The following is a 15,302-nucleotide window of genomic DNA, read 5'->3' as shown; positions in this document are numbered from 1 at the left end:
GAAGGGCGCACACACTACTCCGCCAGCATCGCCAGCAGAGCGAACGTCGCCAGCCAGTGCTCGCCCATATAGTCGCCGGCCACATGGGGCAGGGCGTCGGTCATGTGGCGGTCGGCGGCTTCCAGCGCAGCGGCCTTTGCATCCCCGTCCAGGGTCCTGGCGATGCCGCGCCAGCACCAGGCGCGTGACAGGTTGAGGCCGTCCAGGTGGGCGATCTTGCCGTCGCTGCGGTCGCTAATGAAGGCGGGGGTGAACAGGGTGGCGGGCTGCTGTTGCGCAACGCGGGGCAGGAAGGCGGCGAACCAGGCCTTGAACGCGTCCGCCGGCAGGATGCGGCGCATGCATTCGGCCTCCATCAGGGCGGAGGACAGAAATTCGTCGCCGCTGGGCTCCCAAGCCTGACAGTCAACGTCTTGGCCGTACCAGCCCTGAGCCGTGTCGCGGCAGAGGGCGGCGAGGGCGGCGTCGTTTCCTTCCGCCCACTCCAGGGTCAGGGTCAGGGCGAAGGCGGTGTTGAAGTGGGTGCCGACCCGGATCGGATAGGTCGCCTTGGGCAGGAAGGCCTTGAAGCGGTCGGCGAAGGCCAGGGCCAAAGGCTTCAGCGTCGCGCCCCAGGGGGCGTCGTGGCGGTCCAGCTCCGCCGCCAGCATCAGCAGCCAGGCCCAGCCATAGGGGCGCTCGAACCCGCGGCTCAGCGGGCGGTCGAGATAGGCGCGCTCGGTCTCGACCTTGGCGGCGGTGAAGGCGTCGTTAAACAGGGCGCGGATGGCCGGAGCCTGCGGGATGTTCGGATGCAGGCGCAGGAGGGTGGCCAGGGTCCAGTAGCCGTGGACGCAGGAGTGCCAGTCGAAGCTGCCGAAGAAGATCGGATGCAGGACGCGCGGCGCGACCACATCGGCCTCGCCGTCCATCACATGGTCGGCCTTGTACGGCCAGGGGCGGGTCACATGGCCGAGGGCGATGGACGCGAACTTGGAGGCGACGGCCTCAGAAACGGTGGAAGACGAGGACATACATCAGCACTGTGTTGGCGAAGAGAAGGATGAGGGCGGTGGGGACCTGGGCCTTGATGACCCCGTTCTTGTCCTTCAGCTCCAGCAGGGCGGCGGGGACAAGGTTGAAGTTGGCGGCCATGGGGGTCATCAGCGTCCCGCAGAAGCCCGACAGCATGCCGATGGCGCACATGATCGCCGGATCGCCGCCGAACTTCAGGACGATCAGCGGCAGGCCGACCCCGGCGGTCATCACCGGGAAGGCGGCGAAGGCGTTGCCCATGATCATGGTGAAGAGCGCCATGCCCAGGGTGTAGGTCACCACGGCGGCCAGGCGGGACCCTTCCGGCAGCCAGGCGGTGGTCAGGGCGCCGACCGCCTCGCCCACCCCGGCGGCGGCGAACACCGCGCCAAGGGCGGCCAGCATCTGGGGCAGCAGCAGGGCCCAGCCCACCTGATCGAACAGGCGGCGGCCTTCCTGCAGGGGCTCGGTCGGCCGGGCGCGCAGCATGGGCATGGCCACGGCCAGGGACAGGATGATCCCGAGCACCAGCGACACCAGGGTCGCCTGTTTTGGATCCACCGGATGCAAGCCGCCGAAGGTCAGGTGCCTGAACAGCATGGTCCCGGCCAGGGCCACGGCGGGGATGATCAGGGCGCACAGGAACAGGCGGTTGCGGTGCGTGGCGGCGCTGGCCTGGCGTTGCGCGATGGTGCTGGTCACGGGCTCGCCCCGCCGCCAGCCGCCCATGCCCCCGATGATGACCAGGCCGATGGCGAGGGCGCCGTTGGCCATGTCGGGCAGGTGGGAGCCGAACAGGAAGCAGGCCGAGAACAGGCCCCAGAAGGCTGCGTTCTGCCAGCGGCGGCTGTTGCTGCGGTCGAGGCCGCTGAGCAGGGCGATGGCCGCGAACAGCGCGCCGGCGATCGCGTACAGGACTTCGAGGCCGATCACCTGGCGGCTCCCGACTTCAGCTTGCGGTCGAACAGGACCAGCCGCGTCCCGTGGACGATGAAGGCGACGATGGCGGTGGGGATGGCCCACACCGACAGGTGCAGCGGCTCCACCACGATGCCGTTCTGCTGCAGGAAGCCGACCATCAGCAGGATCGAGCCGATGGCGATGAAGATGTCCTCGCCGAAGAACAGGCCGATGTTGTCGGTGGCGGCGGACATGGCGCGGACCTTCTGGCGGGTGTCGTCGTCGGTCAGACCGTGCGTCTCGGCGGCGGCTTCGGCCATGGGGGCGACCAGGGGGCGCACCATCTGCGGATGCCCGCCCAGGGAGGTGAGACCCAGGGCCGAGGTGATCTGGCGGATGGCGAAGTAGAGCAGCAGGATGCGGCCGGTGGTGGCGGCCTGAAGCCCGCCGATCAGGGCCTTGGCCCGCTCCTGCAGGCCATAGCGCTCCAGCAGGCCGATGGCCGGCAGGACCAGCCACAGCAGGGAGACGTAGCGGTTCTCCTTGAAGGCCTTGCCGAAGAGGGCGACGACCTCCAGCGGTCCCATGCCGGCGGCCAGGCCAGTGACCAGGGCGGCGGCGACCACCACAAGCAGCGGATTGATCCGGGCGACGAAGCCCACGACCACGACCGCAATCCCCAACAGAGTCAGCATGGCCCCCCCTTTGCGACGGAGGGCGAGACTAGGGGATGGGCGGGGGAGGGCAAGCGCCCGCGAGGCCGTGTTGCGGTGAAGCTTCACGATTTCGCGCGGCCCACTTGCGGTATTTCACCGAAGTGTCAACCTCACGTTGATCCGGTCGCTCGACCGACCGGACGCCAGATGATTCGGGAGCGAAACATGCGGCGAGATCTCGCCGCCGCCGGGCGGGACTCGGCGGCTCGCAACGGCGGTTACGCCATCACAGGCTTGCTCGTGCTGAGCGTTCTGTGCGGCGTGTTCTGGGTGGCGGCCTATGTGGCCCTCGCCCGCTGGTTCGGCTGGGGCGGCTAGAAGCCCCGCCTATCCCTGAAACGAAAACGGGCGGCCGAAGCCGCCCGTCAGTCCGTGCGTGTCTTTCGACGCGTCAAACTTCCTGATTGTACTTGCCGACTTCCGGGCGCTTGGCCAGGCGCGGCTTCACTTCCTTGTGGAACAGGTCGCGCATGTCGTCTTCCGACTGCGTGCTTTCCACCACCACCACCAGTTCCGGCTTGTTGGAGCTGGCGCGGACCAGGACCCACGAGCCGTCCTCCAGCGCAACGCGCACGCCGTTGACGGTGATCACGTCCTTGATCTTCCGGCCGAGGATCGAGCCGCCCGATTTGCCGAGCTCCTCGTACTCCTTCACCACGTCCTCGACGATCTTGTACTTCACCTCGTCGGCGCACTTGGGCGACATGGTCAGCGAGGTGTAGGCGACCGGCAGGGCCTTCTTGAGGTCCGACAGCTTCTTGTCCGGGTTGCGCTCCAGCATGGCCAGGATGGCGGCGGCGGCGATCAGGCCGTCGTCGTAGCCGCGGCCCAGTTCGCCAGCCAGGAAGAAGTGGCCGCTCTTCTCAAAGCCGGCCAGGGCGTCAAGCTCGGCGGTCTTGCGCTTGATGTAGCTGTGGCCGGTCTTCCAATAGACGGTGGTGCAGCCGTTCTCTTCCAGGATCGGGTCGGTGGCGTAGAGGCCGGTCGACTTCACGTCCACGATGAAGGTCGCGCCCTTGTGCAGCGGGGCCAGGTCGCGGGCCAGCATCAGGCCGATCTTGTCGGCGAAGATCTCCTCGCCCTCGTCATCCACCACGCCGCAGCGGTCGCCGTCGCCGTCGAAGCCGAAGGCCAGGTCCGCGCTGTGCTCACGGACGGCCTTGGCCATCTCCATGAGCATCTCGTGGTCCTCCGGGTTCGGGTTGTAGCGCGGGAAGGTGAAGTCCAGCTCGGCGTCCATGGGGATCACCTCGACGCCCATGCGCTTCAGCGCCTCGGGGGCGAAGGCGCCGGCGGTGCCGTTGCCGCAGGCGGCGATGACCTTCAGCGGGCGGGTGACCTTCACGCGGCTGGCGGCGTCGGCGATGTAGCGCTCGGCCACACCGTCGATGCGGGTCAGCTTGCCGCCTTCACGCTCAACGAACTGGCCGTTGAGGACGATGTCCTTCAGGCGGCCCATCTCGTCCGGGCCGAAGGTGAGGGGCTTCTGGGCGCCCATCTTCACGCCGGTCCAGCCGTTCTCGTTGTGGCTGGCGGTGACCATGGCGACGCACGGGGCGTCGAGGTCGAACTGGGCGAAGTAGGCCATGGGCGAGACGGCCAGGCCGATGTCCAGCACCTCGCAGCCGGCGGACAGGAGGCCGAGCGTCAGGGCCTGCTTGATCGACAGGGAGTAGGAGCGGAAGTCGTGGCCGACCACGATCCGCTTCTGGCCCAGCTCCTGGATATAGGTGCCGAGGCCGAGGCCAAGGGCCTGGATGCCGAGCAGGTTGATCTCCGGCCCGAACAGCCAGCGCGCGTCGTACTCGCGGAAGCCGGTCGCCTTGACGAGAGCTTCGTTCTCGTAGGCGGCGGTGTTGGCGACAAGATCGGCGCGGGGCTTGGAGAACATGGGACCTCAGCGATGCGTAATGGTGTTGTCTGTGTTGTAGAGCGCGGCGCGCGAAGTCGCGAGCCCGTTCGCCCCGCGGGCGTAATGACTTTTGATGACGCTAGTTCCGTCAGACCCGACGAGCGAGGTAACGCACGCTCTTTGAGCGATCCTCAAGGCGGGCGACGCCGACCTCTTCGAAGCCCAGGGCGGCGTGGAAAGCGTCCGAACCGGGATTGGGCGGATCGGAATTGACCTCGCAGCAGAAGACGTTGTGGCCGTCGGCGCGCATCTCCTGCATGGCGGCTTCGTAGAGCGCGCGGGCCATGCCCATGCCCCGGGCGCGTTCGGCGACGATGACGCGGTCGATATAGACGAAGCGCTCATAGCGGTCGCGGAACCACAGGAAGTTGGGGCTGTCGTAGTTCCCGTCCTGATCGAAAGCGATGAGGACCGCGTCCGCGTCGCCGATCACCCAGGCGCGCCAGGCATTGGACGCCATGGCGTCGAGTTCTGCCTGGGTCAGGAGCGAGGTCTCGACCTTGTTGGCGTTGTTGAGCGCCAGGACAGCCGTCTCGCCGCGACCGAGGGGGCGGTGCGCCATCAGATCACGCCGGCGCGAAGCAGATCGTGGATGTGCAGGATGCCCACCGGGCGCTTGGCCTCGACCACGAACAGCACAGTGATGCGGCGGTCGTTCATCAGCTTCAACGCCTCTGCCGCCAAGGCGCCGGGGGCGATGGTCAGCGGCGAGGGGGTCATCACCTCGCCGGCGCTGTGGGTCATCAGGCCGTCCATGTGGCGGCGCAGGTCGCCGTCGGTGATCAGGCCGGCCAGACGGCCGTCGGGCGAGGTGACGCCGACGCAGCCGAAGCGCTTCTCGGTCATCACCAGCAGGGCCTGGGCCATGGGTTTGGTGGACGGGACCAGCGGCAGCTCGCCGTCCTTGTGCATCAGGTCAGCCACCGTGCGCAGCATGGCGCCCAGCTTGCCGCCCGGGTGGAAGATGCGGAAGTCGGCGGCGGTGAAGCCGCGGCGCTCCAGCAAGGCCACGGCCAGGGCGTCGCCCAGGGCCATCTGCTGGGTGGTGGAGGTGGTGGGCGCGTTGACCTCGGCCGTCGCCTCCGCGGAGTCGGGCAGCAGCAGCGGGATGTCGGCCGCGCGGCCAAGCTGGCTGTCGGCGTTGGCGGTGATGGCGATGATCGGGATGCCGAAGCGGGCGCCGTAGGCCAGCATGTCTGACAGCTCGCGGGCCTCGCCCGACTTGGACAGGGCCAGGATCACGTCGCCCTTGCCGATCATGCCCAGGTCGCCGTGGCTGGCCTCGGCGGCGTGGACGAACATGGCGGGAGAGCCGGTGGACGCCAGGGTGGCGGCGATCTTGCGGGCTACGTGGCCGCTCTTGCCCACGCCGGTGCAGACGATCTTGCCCTTGGCCTTGAACAGGGTCTCGACCGCCTTGACGAAGGGCTTGTCCAGGCTGGCGGCGAGGGCGGCGAGACCGTCGGTCTCGACCTTCAGGACCCGGCGGCCGACGGCGGCGGCGTCGAATTCACTCACGGGTTCTCCTCCCGCAGGACAGGCGGCTCCACCGGAGCAACGGGCTCGCGCGGGGCGGCCAGAGGCGCCGGCGCGGGGATGCGCTGCTCCTTCTGCTCCTGCTGGGCGCGGCGGGCGGCGGCGGCCTCCTCGCGCTGGATGGCGGCCTGCACTTCGGGCCGCTGCTGCACGGGCTGCGAGCCGAAGGGACCAGGGGATCGGGCGCCGAGCCCCTGCGGCCAGACCAGCGCCAGACCGATCAAAGCGGCGGCGAGGAGGGCCAGGGCAGGCAGGACGATGCGGTCAGACATGAAGAATCCTTGCGCGGACCGGTCCTATAGCACGCGCGCCGCGCGGGGGGAGGGCGTGCTTGACGCTGGATCGCGCAAGCCTTAGCCCGACCAGCGACAACATTTGGAGGTCCGATGCCCGCGCTCGTCCTGCTTCGCCACGGCCAAAGCCAGTGGAACCTGGAAAACCGCTTCACCGGTTGGGTGGATGTGGACCTGACCGCCGAGGGCGAAGCCCAGGCCACCAAGGGCGGGGAGCTGATCAAGGCCGCCGGCCTGAAGTTCGACCGCGCCTACACCTCCGTCCTGACCCGCGCCATGCGGACCAACGAACTGGCCCTGGCCGGCGCCGGCCAGTCCGACACCCCCGTGGTCAAGGACTGGCGCCTGAACGAACGCCACTACGGCGGCCTGACCGGTCTGAACAAGGCCGAGACCGCCGAGAAGCACGGCGAGGAGCAGGTCACCATCTGGCGCCGTTCCTACGACATCCCGCCGCCGGGCCTGGCGCCGGGCGGCGAGTACGACTTCGCGGCCGATCCCCGCTATGCCGGCCACGCCGTGCCGGTGACCGAAAGCCTGAAGACCACGCTGGAGCGCGTGCTGCCCTATTGGGAAGCCGAGATCGCGCCGAAGCTGAAGGCGGGCGAGACCCTGCTGATCGCCGCCCATGGAAACTCCCTGCGGGCCATCGTGAAGCACCTGTTCAACGTGCCGGACGACAAGATCGTCGGCGTAGAGATCCCCACGGGCAACCCGCTGCTGATCGAACTGGACGGCGACCTGAAGCCGACCAGCGCGCGCTATCTGGACGAGAGCCGGGCTCAGCCGCTGCCGTCCGTGGCCTGAGGGGCGGGGATGTCGAGCGAGATCGACATCCAGCACATGCGCCGGGCGATCGCGGTCGCCCGGACGAACCTGGGCAAGACTTGGCCCAATCCGGTGGTCGGCTGCGTGATCACCGACGGCGAGACGGTGCTGGCCGAAGCCGCCACCGGCGTCGGCGGCCGTCCCCATGCGGAGGAGCAGGCGGTGGCGGCCTTGGGCGGCCACGCGCCGGGTGTCACGGCCTATGTGACCCTGGAGCCCTGCGGCGCGCGGACCAGCGGCGCGCCGTCCTGCTCGCAGCACCTGGTTTCGGCCGGGGTGAAGCGGGTGGTCATCGCCTGCGAAGACCCGTCACCCTTCGCGTCCGGCCAGGGGACGCATCGCCTTCGCGCCGCCGGCCTGCAGGTGGAGACGGGGCTGTTGGCGGACGAAGCTTTCGTCCTGTGCGCCGGCTTCGTTCACAAGCTGAAGACCGGCCGCCCGCTGGTCGAGGCGGCGGCGGGGCCGGAGGGCTACGAGGCCGAATTCGAATTGTCGCAGGGGGAGGGGCTGGACGCGGCCCTGGCGCGCTACGCCGACCTCGGGCACACGCGTCTATGGACGCCCGCGGGCGGCGAGACGGCGTCGCGACTGCACGCTGCGGGACTGCTCTAGAACCCTTTGGAAAGCTTGCGTTAATCGCTTCCGGGGAAACTGTTCAGCCTGAATATCCGGGGGCTGGAGCATCCATGGCCGCTTCGTCGGCGCCAGGCGTCACGCATCGACGTCTGACACAGCAGGAAGTCGACCTGATCTGCGCCAAGCACGACCGCCTGTGGTCGGCTCGGATGGGCGGCGCGCGCGCCGTGTTCAGCTTCACCGATCTGTCCGGCCTGGACCTTCGCGGCCGCAACCTGTGCGACGCCGACTTCTCGGGCGCGGTCATGCACCAGACCCGCATGGCGGGGGCGCGGCTGGACAACGCCGTGCTGTTCGGCGCGGATATGACGGAAGTCGATCTTGTCGAGGCGTCGCTGCGGCGCGCCGACATGCGCGGGGCGTGCCTGCGCGGCGCCAACCTGACCGGGGCCGACATGTTCGAGGCCGACCTGCGCGAGGGGGCCATCGCCGCCGCCGACCGCAAGGAAGGCTATCGCGTCATGGAGCACACCCAGCGGGGCGGCCTGTCGACCCAGGCGCAGAGCACCAATCTGGTGGGCGCGAACCTGGAGCGGTCACGCCTGTCCGGCATCATGGCCATTCGGGCCGACTTCACCGACGCGGTGCTGAAAGACGCCAAGCTGGTCCGCGCCAACCTGAAGCAGGCGTCGCTGAGCGGCTGCAATCTGGCTGGCGCCGACCTGTCGGGGGCGGACCTGCGCGGGGCCGACTTGCGCGATGCGATCATGGTGGGGGCCAAGACCTTCGCCTGGAACACGATCGACGCGAACATGCAGGGGGTCCTCACCGACCCGAAGGAGATCAAGGACGACCACAGCTCGCCCTATCCGCAGATGGTCCGCGACCACGCCAAATGGTGCGAGACCGGCGGGGCGGAGGGCAAGCCGTCGCTGTTCGACAAGGCCGATCTGCGCAGCCTGGGCTCGATCAAGGGATTCAACCTGACGGCCATGAGCGCCAAGGGGGCGGTGTTTTACGGCCTCGACATGGAGGGCGTTCAGCTTCAGGGGGCGCAGCTTCAAGGGGCCGACCTGCGGGCCTGCAACCTGCGCCGCGCGGACCTTCGCGGGGCCAAGCTCAACGGCGCCAAGCTGTCGGAAACCGATCTGCGCGACGCCCAGTTGGGTCCGCTGCTGATCGGCAAGGATCGGGTGCTGCCGTCGGACCTTTCGGAAGCGGTGCTCAAGAACGCCGACCTGGCGCGGGCGGACCTGCGTCAGGCGATCCTGCGCGGTGCCGACATCTCCCGCGCCAACTTCACCAACGCCATGGTCAAGGACATCGACCTGACCGAAGTGGTCCGGACCGGCGCGCGTGGGCTGGAAGGCCTGATCTAACGAGGTTCCGACAGCCTTGGGCTTTAACGGTTCAGTTGGGCTTTCTCGCTTTTAGTAGCGACGCTTACCTTATTGAGCTGGATCCCTAGCCTTGTCCGCCCAAGCGAAACTCGCCGGCCGCCGTCGGCTGACCCAGGCGGAGCTCGACCTCATCGTCGGCTCCCACGAGCGGTATCTGCAGCGCAAGCCCGGCGGGCGGCGCGCATCGCTGCGTTTCGTCCATCTGGGCGGGCTCAATCTTTCGGGCCGCAACCTGTCGGAAGCGGACCTTTCAGCCTCGGTGCTGGAAGGCTGCCGACTGATCCGCACCAAGCTGGAGCGGGCCGATCTGTTTGGCTGCGACCTGCGCATGGCCGACCTGCGCCAGGCGGTGATGGTCAAGGCCGACCTGCGCGGCGTGTGCCTGCGCGGCGCCAATCTGGCCCAGGCCGACCTGACCGGCGCCGACTTCCGCGAAGGCAAGGTCGCCATTCCGGGGGCCAAGAACGGTCTGGATATCTCCCGCCATGAAGAGCGGCCGGGCGAGGTGGATCAGGCCAATTTCACGGGCGCCATCCTGAACGACGCCGAGCTGAGCGGGGTCTCGGCCTTCGCCGCCGACTTCACCGACTGCTCGCTGGTCGGGGCCAAGCTGATCGGGGCGAACCTGAAGGACGCCAATTTCAGCGGCGCCCTGATGGAGAACGCCGACATGAGCGGCGCCAATCTGGACAACGCCAACTTCGCGGGCGCGGTCCTGGTGGGCGCGAACCTGATGAAGGCCAGTACCCAGGGCGCCCGCATGGAGCAGGTGCTGCGCGAGCCGACCCAGGAGGCGGTCGACAAGGCGCCGGAGCTGTTGGAGCGGGCCAAGGCGAACCAAGCCTGGTGCAAGACCGGCGGCAAGGAGGGCGCGGCCGCCAAGATGGACAACGAGGACCTGCGTCCTCTGGGCGCGGCCCTGAAAGGTGCGCGCCTGACGGCCATGAGCGCCAAGGGCGCGGTGATGGTCGGGCTGGACCTGTCCGGCGCGCATCTGCAGGGGGCGAAGCTGGAAGGGGCCGATCTGCGCGCCGCCAACCTGCGCGGGGCGGACCTGCGTGGCGCGAAGCTGATGCGGGCCGACCTGACGAAAGCCGATCTGCGCGGGGCCTATCTGGGGCCGCTGCCCCTGGGCGGGCGCGAGATTCCGACGGACGTGACCGGCGCGAAGCTGCGCTACGTCTTCGCCCAGACCGCCAACCTGACCGCGGCCGTTCTCGACGACGCGGACATGCGCGGGGCGGACCTGACCGCCGCGGTCATGGACGGAGTCAGCATCAAGGACGTGGACTTCCGCCAGGTGCAGGGTTTCGAGCCGCCCAAGGGCGAGCCTACCCACGATGAATTCGGCCCGCTGCCGCCCAAGGACCCGCCCCTGATCGAGGCGGCGGAAGAAGCCCCTCCGGAATGAAAAAGGCGGCGCATCGCTGCGCCGCCTTCCCGTTGTCAGCCAGGCCGGGGGACGCCTGGCTTGTGTGTGAGGCCGCTTAGGCGGCCTTTTCGCCTTCGATCAGCGGGGCTTCGGTCGCGGCCGTCGAGATTTCGATGCGGCGCGGCTTCAGTTGCTCCGGCAGTTCGCGCTTCAGCGAGATGGACAGAAGGCCGTCGCGAAGCTGGGCGTCGGTGACCACCACATAGTCGGCGAGCTGGAACTTGCGGTCGAAGTTACGCTCGGCCAGGCCGCGGTGGAGATAGCGCTTGGCTTCGTCATTGGCCGTCTTGCGGCCCTGGACGGTCAGGAGGTTTTCCTTGACCTCGATGTTCAGCTCTTCCGACTTGAAGCCGGCGACCGCGATCTCGATGCGGTAGGCGTTCTCGTCGGTGCGCTCGATGTTGTAGGGCGGGTAGCCGCTGGCGGCTTCGTTCGTGGCGGCGGCGTCAAGCAGCGCGGCCAGGCGGTCGAAACCGACGACAGAGCGGTACAGGGGGGAAAGGTCGATCGTACGCATGGTCACATCCTTCTTTGCATAAGCAAGGTTGCGGTTTGTCGGACTTCTCGGCGGCCCGGATCGGCCCCGCCTGCAAGTCCGTGAAGGCCCGACATCGGCGCCTTCGGGTATGAGTTAGGAGCGAGCGAAAACGCTTCAAGGGGCGAATGCGCAAGATTGGCCCTTGATCGGTCACGCTTGGCCCGTAAGGCTCCGCCCCAAGGAAAACGCCAGGAGCTCCACCATGACTACCCGACGTCTCGCCATCGCCGCCGGCTTCGCCGCCGCGGCCCTTATGGCGGCACCGTCCGCCTTCGCCGCCGACGCCGCCCTGAAGGCCGCTGTCGCCAGCCCGAACCGCGCCGCCAACAACGTGGCCCGCGACGTCCATCGCCACCCGGCCGAAAGTCTGGCCTTCTGGGGCCTGAAGCCGAACCAGACGGTGATCGAGGTGTCGCCGGGCGGCGGCTACTGGCTGGAGATTCTGGCGCCCTACGCCAAGGCCACCGGCGGCCATTACGTCGCCGGCGTGACTGATTTGGACAACCCGAAGGTTTCTGAAAACGCCCGCAAGGCCCGCGCCGACTTCGAGGCGAAGTATTCGGATCAGGCCAAGTGGGGTTCGATCCACTTTGTGAACTTCGGCCCCGTGGCCAAGCCGCTGGGCGCGCCGAACTCGGCCGACCTGGTGCTGACCGCCCGCAACGTCCACAACTGGACCGCCGCCGGCAGCGCCGACAAGATTTTCGCCGACTTCTTCGCCGTGCTGAAGCCGGGCGGCGTCCTGGCCGTGGAGGATCACCGCGCCGACCCGAAGCCGCAGGCCGGCGGCGGCACAAACGGTTATCTGTCCACCGCCACCGTGGTGGCCCTGGCCGAAAAGGCGGGCTTCAAGCTGGACGCCTCGTCCGAGATCAACGCCAACCCCAAGGACACCAAGGATCACCCCTTCGGCGTCTGGACCCTGCCGCCGACTCGCCAGAGCGCGGCTGCCGGCCAGCAACCCGCGCCGGACTTCGATCGCGCCAAGTATGACGCCATCGGCGAGAGCGACCGCATGACCCTGCGCTTCAAGAAGCCGGCCTGATGGCCGTGATGGGCGACTGGTCGCGGCGGGGTCTTCTGCGCGGGGCGGCGGGGTTCATTCTCGCCGGCTGCGGCAAGAAGGATGAGGAAAAGCCGGTCGCTTCAGCGCCGGCCAAACCCAAGGCGTCCGACGCCTTGGACGCCGCCATCGCCGGCGACTGGCGCCCGCAATCCGACAAGGCGCGTGATCCTTGGCGTCACCCGCGCCAGAGCCTGGAGTTCTGGGGCCTGCGCCCGGGGATCACGGTCGTCGAATTCTGGCCGGGGGCCGGTTGGTACACCGACATCCTGGCCCCCTACCTGAACAGCACGGGCGGGCGGCTCTACGCCGCCCATCTGCAGACTGACAATCCCAACGACCCGACGGCCGGCGAGATCGTCCAGGCCTTTCGCAACAAGCTGGCGGCGCGGCCGCGCGTGTACGGGAAGGTGGAGGTCACCGCCTTCGGCCCCACCAGCGGACCGGTGGCGCCCGCGGCCAGCGCCGACCTGGTGCTGTTCCTGCGCAACATCCACAACTGGATGGCGGCGGGCGTGGCCGAGAAGGCGTTCCGCGACGCCTTCGCCGCGCTGAAGCCTGGCGGCGTGCTGGGGGTCGAGGAACATCGCGCCGATCCCGGCGGCGTGCAGGAGGCCCTGGCCGCCAACGGCTATGTCCAGCAGGCCTATGTGACCCAACTGGCCAAGGAGGCGGGGTTCACCCTGGCCGAGGCCAGCGAGATCAACGCCAACCCCAAGGACACCCGCGATCATCCGTTCGGCGTCTGGACCCTGCCGCCCACGCGGCTGTCGGCCCCGCGCGGAGAGCCGGCGAAAGCGGACTTCGACCACAGCAAGTACGACACCATCGGCGAAAGCGACCGGATGACGCTGAAATTCGTCAAACCGTCGTAGCGTCAACGTCTAAGCGTTGTTTACTTGTCGTCGATCACCGGCCAAGGTGGCCGCCAATTTCAACTAGAGGGAGCGCGCCGCATGGCCACGCTGCAGGAAGTCACCGACAAGATCAAAGGCGCCGTGGGCGATGACTCGGGTCTGGGCAAGAGCCTGAAGTTCGATCTGAAGGGCGATGGCTTCATCCACATCGACGGCGGCGAAGTCACCAACGAAGACAAGCCGGCCGATCTGACCATGACCCTCAGCCTGGCCGACCTGATCGCCATGAGCCAAGGCCAGCTTGACGCCACCATGGCGTTCATGAGCGGCCGCCTGAAGCTGTCGGACATGGGTCTGGCCATGTCGCTGCAGCCGAAGCTGCAGGCTCTGTTCAGCAAGGCCTGATCGCCTTGATGCGGCCGGCGCCTCTGCTCGACATCGCCGAGGCGCCCGTCCCAAGGGGCGGACAGGCCGAATGGTTCACCGGCGCGAAGGGGGCGACCCTTCGCGCCGCTCTGTTTCCGGCGACCGGTTCGCCGAAGGGTTCGGTGGTCCTCAGCGGCGGCCGCACCGAACCGATCGAAAAATACTACGAGGTCATCCGCGACCTGACCGGGCGCGGTTTCACCGTCCTGGCCCACGACTGGCGCGGGCAGGGGCTGTCGCACCGTCTGCTGCCGGATCGGCTTAAGGGCCATGCCGCCGGTCACGCCGACTTCATGGCAGATTATCAGGCCCTGCTGGCGCAGTTCGAAAGCCGCCTGCCCAAGCCCTGGATCGCCATGGCGCATTCCATGGGCGGGTGCCTGACCATGCTGGCCCTGACGGGCGGAGAGCCGCGGTTCAGCGCCGCCGTGCTGTCGGCGCCCATGCTGGGTCTGCCGCTGGGCGGGCGTCCGTTCTGGACCGCGCGCGCCATGGCCGCCGTCCAGACGCTGATCGGACGGGGCGGCGTCTACATGTCCGAAGCCGCCGGCAAGGGCGGGGGCGGCGCGGCGGCGTTCGAGGATCAGGTCCTGACCCACGACAAGGCCCGCTACGACACCTGGATGAAGCAACTCGCCGCCAATCCGGACCTGGACCTGGGCGGCGTCACCTGGGGCTGGGTGGATTTCGCCCTGTCGGCCTTCGCCTGGATGCGGGCGCCGGGGCGGCTGGAAAAGGTGACGATCCCGGTCGTCATCCTGTCGGCCGGTGAGGAGAAGCTGGTCTGGAACCCGGACGCCAGGATGGTGGCCGGCCGTCTGCCCAAGGGGAAATTCCTTGAGGTCCCCGGCAGCTACCACGAGATCCTGATGGAGACGGACGACAAGCGCGCCGTTTTCTGGCGGGAGTTCGACGCGGTCGTCGCGAGCCTTTAGGGCTGGGCCTTCGCCGCGGGGGCCAGCAGCTCCAGGGTCGGCTCCAGAAGGGCCTTGTCGCCCACCAGCAGCATCTGGCCGCCGTTCTTGCCGATCTCGTCGCCGCGCCAGTCGGTGACGGCGCCGCCGGCGCCGGCCAACAGGGGGATGGCGGCCTCTACGTCCCAGGCCTTGAGCCCGGCCTCGATCACCATGTCCATCTTGCCCATGGCGACCATGGCGTAGGCATAGGCGTCGCAGCCCAGGCGGGCCAGACGGGTCGCGTCCCGCACGTCGTTCCAGACCGCCCGTTCAGGGCTGTCGAAGCAGGCCTGCGGATCGGTGGTGGAGATGGTCGCCTGCGCCAAATCGGGACAATCCCGGACGCGCAAGGCCTGGCTTGCCCCGCGCGCCACCAGGCGCGAACCGGCGGCGGAGCCGATGAAGATCTCGTCCAGATAGGGTTGGCCGACGGACCCCAGCACCGGCGCGCCGTTCCAGCGCAAGGCGATGAGGGTGGTCCACAGCGGCAGGCCGGAGATGAAGGCGCGGGTGCCGTCGATGGGGTCGAGGACCCAGACGAATTCTGCGTCCGGGCGGTCCTCGCCATACTCCTCGCCGATGACGCCGTGCTCAGGATAGTGCTCGGCGATCAGCTTGCGGATCACGGCCTCAGCACCGCGGTCGGCTTCGGTAACGGGATCGAAGGCGCCGGCCTTGCCCTTGTCCTCGAGGCCGTGGTCGGCGCGGAACATGGGCAGGATGGCTTCCCCGGAGGCGCGATTGAGCGCGATGAGAAAGGCGTCGAGGTCGGCGAGACGATCAGCAGGCAGCATGGCCTCGGCTTATCCGAAGCCGGGCCGCCATGGAAGGATGCGCGGCGCTTAAGCCGCGACA

At 68.4% G+C, this 15,302-nt stretch carries 18 protein-coding genes; 9 read left to right on the top strand and 9 right to left on the bottom strand.

All coding sequences use genetic code 11. The annotated features are described in order from the left end of the window. Positions 1 to 14: 14 nt before the first annotated feature. From P7B02_RS17030 to P7B02_RS17020, 3 genes are read right to left on the bottom strand one after another with little or no spacing between them, the layout of a single operon-like run. Positions 15 to 1,013 (bottom strand): DUF2891 domain-containing protein, encoded by a 999-nt coding sequence (locus P7B02_RS17030; RefSeq protein WP_277787538.1) that lies wholly within the window; start codon positions 1,011 to 1,013, stop codon positions 15 to 17. Further along, positions 988 to 1,947: a DUF979 domain-containing protein gene (locus P7B02_RS17025; protein WP_277787537.1), complete on the bottom strand. Its 960-nt coding sequence runs from the start codon at positions 1,945 to 1,947 to the stop codon at positions 988 to 990. Before P7B02_RS17025 ends, P7B02_RS17030 begins: the two co-directional genes overlap by 26 nt. Then, a complete protein-coding gene (locus tag P7B02_RS17020) occupies positions 1,944 to 2,609 on the bottom strand; it encodes a DUF969 domain-containing protein (RefSeq protein WP_277787536.1) in 666 nt (221 codons plus the stop codon). Before P7B02_RS17020 ends, P7B02_RS17025 begins: the two co-directional genes overlap by 4 nt. 186 nt (positions 2,610 to 2,795) lie before the next feature. Here P7B02_RS17020 and P7B02_RS17015 point away from each other — a divergent pair, with 186 nt between their 5' ends. Next, entirely contained in the window at positions 2,796 to 2,948 is a 153-nt protein-coding gene (locus P7B02_RS17015; RefSeq protein ID WP_277787535.1) for a hypothetical protein, read from the top strand. A gap of 73 nt (positions 2,949 to 3,021) precedes the next feature. Here the strand turns inward: P7B02_RS17015 and P7B02_RS17010 are convergent, their stop codons facing one another. From P7B02_RS17010 to P7B02_RS16995, 4 genes are all read right to left on the bottom strand, one after another. Then, the gene (locus P7B02_RS17010; protein ID WP_277787534.1) at positions 3,022 to 4,521 is read right to left on the bottom strand and encodes a phosphomannomutase/phosphoglucomutase; all 1,500 of its coding nucleotides are present in this window, start codon (positions 4,519 to 4,521) and stop codon (positions 3,022 to 3,024) included. Between the two features lie 109 nt (positions 4,522 to 4,630). Continuing rightward, a complete protein-coding gene (locus P7B02_RS17005) occupies positions 4,631 to 5,104 on the bottom strand; it encodes a GNAT family N-acetyltransferase (RefSeq protein ID WP_277787533.1) in 474 nt (157 codons plus the stop codon). Continuing rightward, a complete protein-coding gene (locus tag P7B02_RS17000) occupies positions 5,104 to 6,060 on the bottom strand; it encodes a KpsF/GutQ family sugar-phosphate isomerase (protein WP_277787532.1) in 957 nt (318 codons plus the stop codon). The genes P7B02_RS17005 and P7B02_RS17000 overlap by 1 nt, the downstream gene beginning before the upstream one ends. Next, positions 6,057 to 6,350, bottom strand: coding sequence for a hypothetical protein (locus P7B02_RS16995; RefSeq protein WP_277787531.1), 294 nt, complete (start codon positions 6,348 to 6,350; stop codon positions 6,057 to 6,059). The genes P7B02_RS17000 and P7B02_RS16995 overlap by 4 nt, the downstream gene beginning before the upstream one ends. A gap of 114 nt (positions 6,351 to 6,464) precedes the next feature. Between P7B02_RS16995 and gpmA the strand changes: the two genes are divergently transcribed. The 4 genes from gpmA (at position 6,465) to P7B02_RS16975 (ending at position 10,586) form a co-directional block, all read left to right on the top strand. Beyond that, a complete protein-coding gene (gene gpmA, locus P7B02_RS16990; RefSeq protein ID WP_277787530.1) occupies positions 6,465 to 7,178 on the top strand; it encodes a 2,3-diphosphoglycerate-dependent phosphoglycerate mutase in 714 nt (237 codons plus the stop codon). A gap of 9 nt (positions 7,179 to 7,187) precedes the next feature. After that, positions 7,188 to 7,811: a bifunctional diaminohydroxyphosphoribosylaminopyrimidine deaminase/5-amino-6-(5-phosphoribosylamino)uracil reductase RibD gene (locus tag P7B02_RS16985; RefSeq protein ID WP_277787529.1), complete on the top strand. Its 624-nt coding sequence runs from the start codon at positions 7,188 to 7,190 to the stop codon at positions 7,809 to 7,811. A 74-nt stretch (positions 7,812 to 7,885) separates the two neighbouring features. Next, the gene (locus P7B02_RS16980) at positions 7,886 to 9,154 is read left to right on the top strand and encodes a pentapeptide repeat-containing protein (protein WP_277787528.1); all 1,269 of its coding nucleotides are present in this window, start codon (positions 7,886 to 7,888) and stop codon (positions 9,152 to 9,154) included. A 91-nt stretch (positions 9,155 to 9,245) separates the two neighbouring features. Next, on the top strand, positions 9,246 to 10,586 hold the full coding sequence (locus P7B02_RS16975) for a pentapeptide repeat-containing protein (RefSeq protein ID WP_277787527.1): 1,341 nt from the start codon (positions 9,246 to 9,248) through the stop codon (positions 10,584 to 10,586). Between the two features lie 76 nt (positions 10,587 to 10,662). Here the strand turns inward: P7B02_RS16975 and P7B02_RS16970 are convergent, their stop codons facing one another. Beyond that, a complete protein-coding gene (locus tag P7B02_RS16970; RefSeq protein ID WP_277787526.1) occupies positions 10,663 to 11,124 on the bottom strand; it encodes an Hsp20 family protein in 462 nt (153 codons plus the stop codon). Positions 11,125 to 11,347: 223 nt separating this feature from the next. On the opposite strand from P7B02_RS16970, the gene P7B02_RS16965 reads away from it, so the two are divergent. The 4 genes from P7B02_RS16965 (at position 11,348) to P7B02_RS16950 (ending at position 14,426) form a co-directional block, all read left to right on the top strand. Next, positions 11,348 to 12,190, top strand: a complete 843-nt coding sequence (locus P7B02_RS16965; protein WP_277787525.1) for a class I SAM-dependent methyltransferase — start codon at positions 11,348 to 11,350, stop codon at positions 12,188 to 12,190. Continuing rightward, the gene (locus tag P7B02_RS16960; RefSeq protein ID WP_431355827.1) at positions 12,190 to 13,083 is read left to right on the top strand and encodes a class I SAM-dependent methyltransferase; all 894 of its coding nucleotides are present in this window, start codon (positions 12,190 to 12,192) and stop codon (positions 13,081 to 13,083) included. Before P7B02_RS16965 ends, P7B02_RS16960 begins: the two co-directional genes overlap by 1 nt. Before the next feature lie 81 nt (positions 13,084 to 13,164). Continuing rightward, on the top strand, positions 13,165 to 13,470 hold the full coding sequence (locus P7B02_RS16955) for an SCP2 sterol-binding domain-containing protein (protein ID WP_277787524.1): 306 nt from the start codon (positions 13,165 to 13,167) through the stop codon (positions 13,468 to 13,470). Positions 13,471 to 13,478: 8 nt separating this feature from the next. Then, the gene (locus tag P7B02_RS16950; RefSeq protein ID WP_347276663.1) at positions 13,479 to 14,426 is read left to right on the top strand and encodes an alpha/beta hydrolase; all 948 of its coding nucleotides are present in this window, start codon (positions 13,479 to 13,481) and stop codon (positions 14,424 to 14,426) included. Here the strand turns inward: P7B02_RS16950 and hisN are convergent. After that, positions 14,423 to 15,241 (bottom strand): histidinol-phosphatase, encoded by an 819-nt coding sequence (gene hisN, locus P7B02_RS16945; RefSeq protein ID WP_277787522.1) that lies wholly within the window; start codon positions 15,239 to 15,241, stop codon positions 14,423 to 14,425. The two genes, P7B02_RS16950 and hisN, sit on opposite strands and share 4 nt — an antisense overlap. Positions 15,242 to 15,302: the final 61 nt, after the last annotated feature.

This window comes from Caulobacter segnis (assembly GCF_029543125.1).
In the GTDB taxonomy this organism is placed as follows: Bacteria; Pseudomonadota; Alphaproteobacteria; order Caulobacterales; family Caulobacteraceae; genus Caulobacter; species Caulobacter segnis_D.
Note: the sequence above shows the minus strand (reverse complement) of the source record. Positions and strands in the feature narration are given on the sequence as shown.

Bases quoted from the DNA above. Each gene is read 5' to 3' on its own strand.
- P7B02_RS17030 (WP_277787538.1), bottom strand. From the start codon at position 1,013: ATGTCCTCGTCTTCCACCGTTTCTGAGGCCGTCGCCTCCAAGTTCGCG.
- P7B02_RS17020 (WP_277787536.1), bottom strand. From the start codon at position 2,609: ATGCTGACTCTGTTGGGGATTGCGGTCGTGGTCGTGGGCTTCGTCGCC.
- P7B02_RS17015 (WP_277787535.1), top strand. From the start codon at position 2,796: ATGCGGCGAGATCTCGCCGCCGCCGGGCGGGACTCGGCGGCTCGCAAC.
- P7B02_RS17010 (WP_277787534.1), bottom strand. From the start codon at position 4,521: ATGTTCTCCAAGCCCCGCGCCGATCTTGTCGCCAACACCGCCGCCTAC.
- P7B02_RS17005 (WP_277787533.1), bottom strand. From the start codon at position 5,104: ATGGCGCACCGCCCCCTCGGTCGCGGCGAGACGGCTGTCCTGGCGCTC.
- P7B02_RS16995 (WP_277787531.1), bottom strand. From the start codon at position 6,350: ATGTCTGACCGCATCGTCCTGCCTGCCCTGGCCCTCCTCGCCGCCGCT.
- gpmA (WP_277787530.1), top strand. From the start codon at position 6,465: ATGCCCGCGCTCGTCCTGCTTCGCCACGGCCAAAGCCAGTGGAACCTG.
- P7B02_RS16985 (WP_277787529.1), top strand. From the start codon at position 7,188: ATGTCGAGCGAGATCGACATCCAGCACATGCGCCGGGCGATCGCGGTC.
- P7B02_RS16980 (WP_277787528.1), top strand. From the start codon at position 7,886: ATGGCCGCTTCGTCGGCGCCAGGCGTCACGCATCGACGTCTGACACAG.
- P7B02_RS16970 (WP_277787526.1), bottom strand. From the start codon at position 11,124: ATGCGTACGATCGACCTTTCCCCCCTGTACCGCTCTGTCGTCGGTTTC.
- P7B02_RS16965 (WP_277787525.1), top strand. From the start codon at position 11,348: ATGACTACCCGACGTCTCGCCATCGCCGCCGGCTTCGCCGCCGCGGCC.
- P7B02_RS16960 (WP_431355827.1), top strand. From the start codon at position 12,190: ATGGCCGTGATGGGCGACTGGTCGCGGCGGGGTCTTCTGCGCGGGGCG.
- P7B02_RS16955 (WP_277787524.1), top strand. From the start codon at position 13,165: ATGGCCACGCTGCAGGAAGTCACCGACAAGATCAAAGGCGCCGTGGGC.
- P7B02_RS16950 (WP_347276663.1), top strand. From the start codon at position 13,479: ATGCGGCCGGCGCCTCTGCTCGACATCGCCGAGGCGCCCGTCCCAAGG.
- hisN (WP_277787522.1), bottom strand. From the start codon at position 15,241: ATGCTGCCTGCTGATCGTCTCGCCGACCTCGACGCCTTTCTCATCGCG.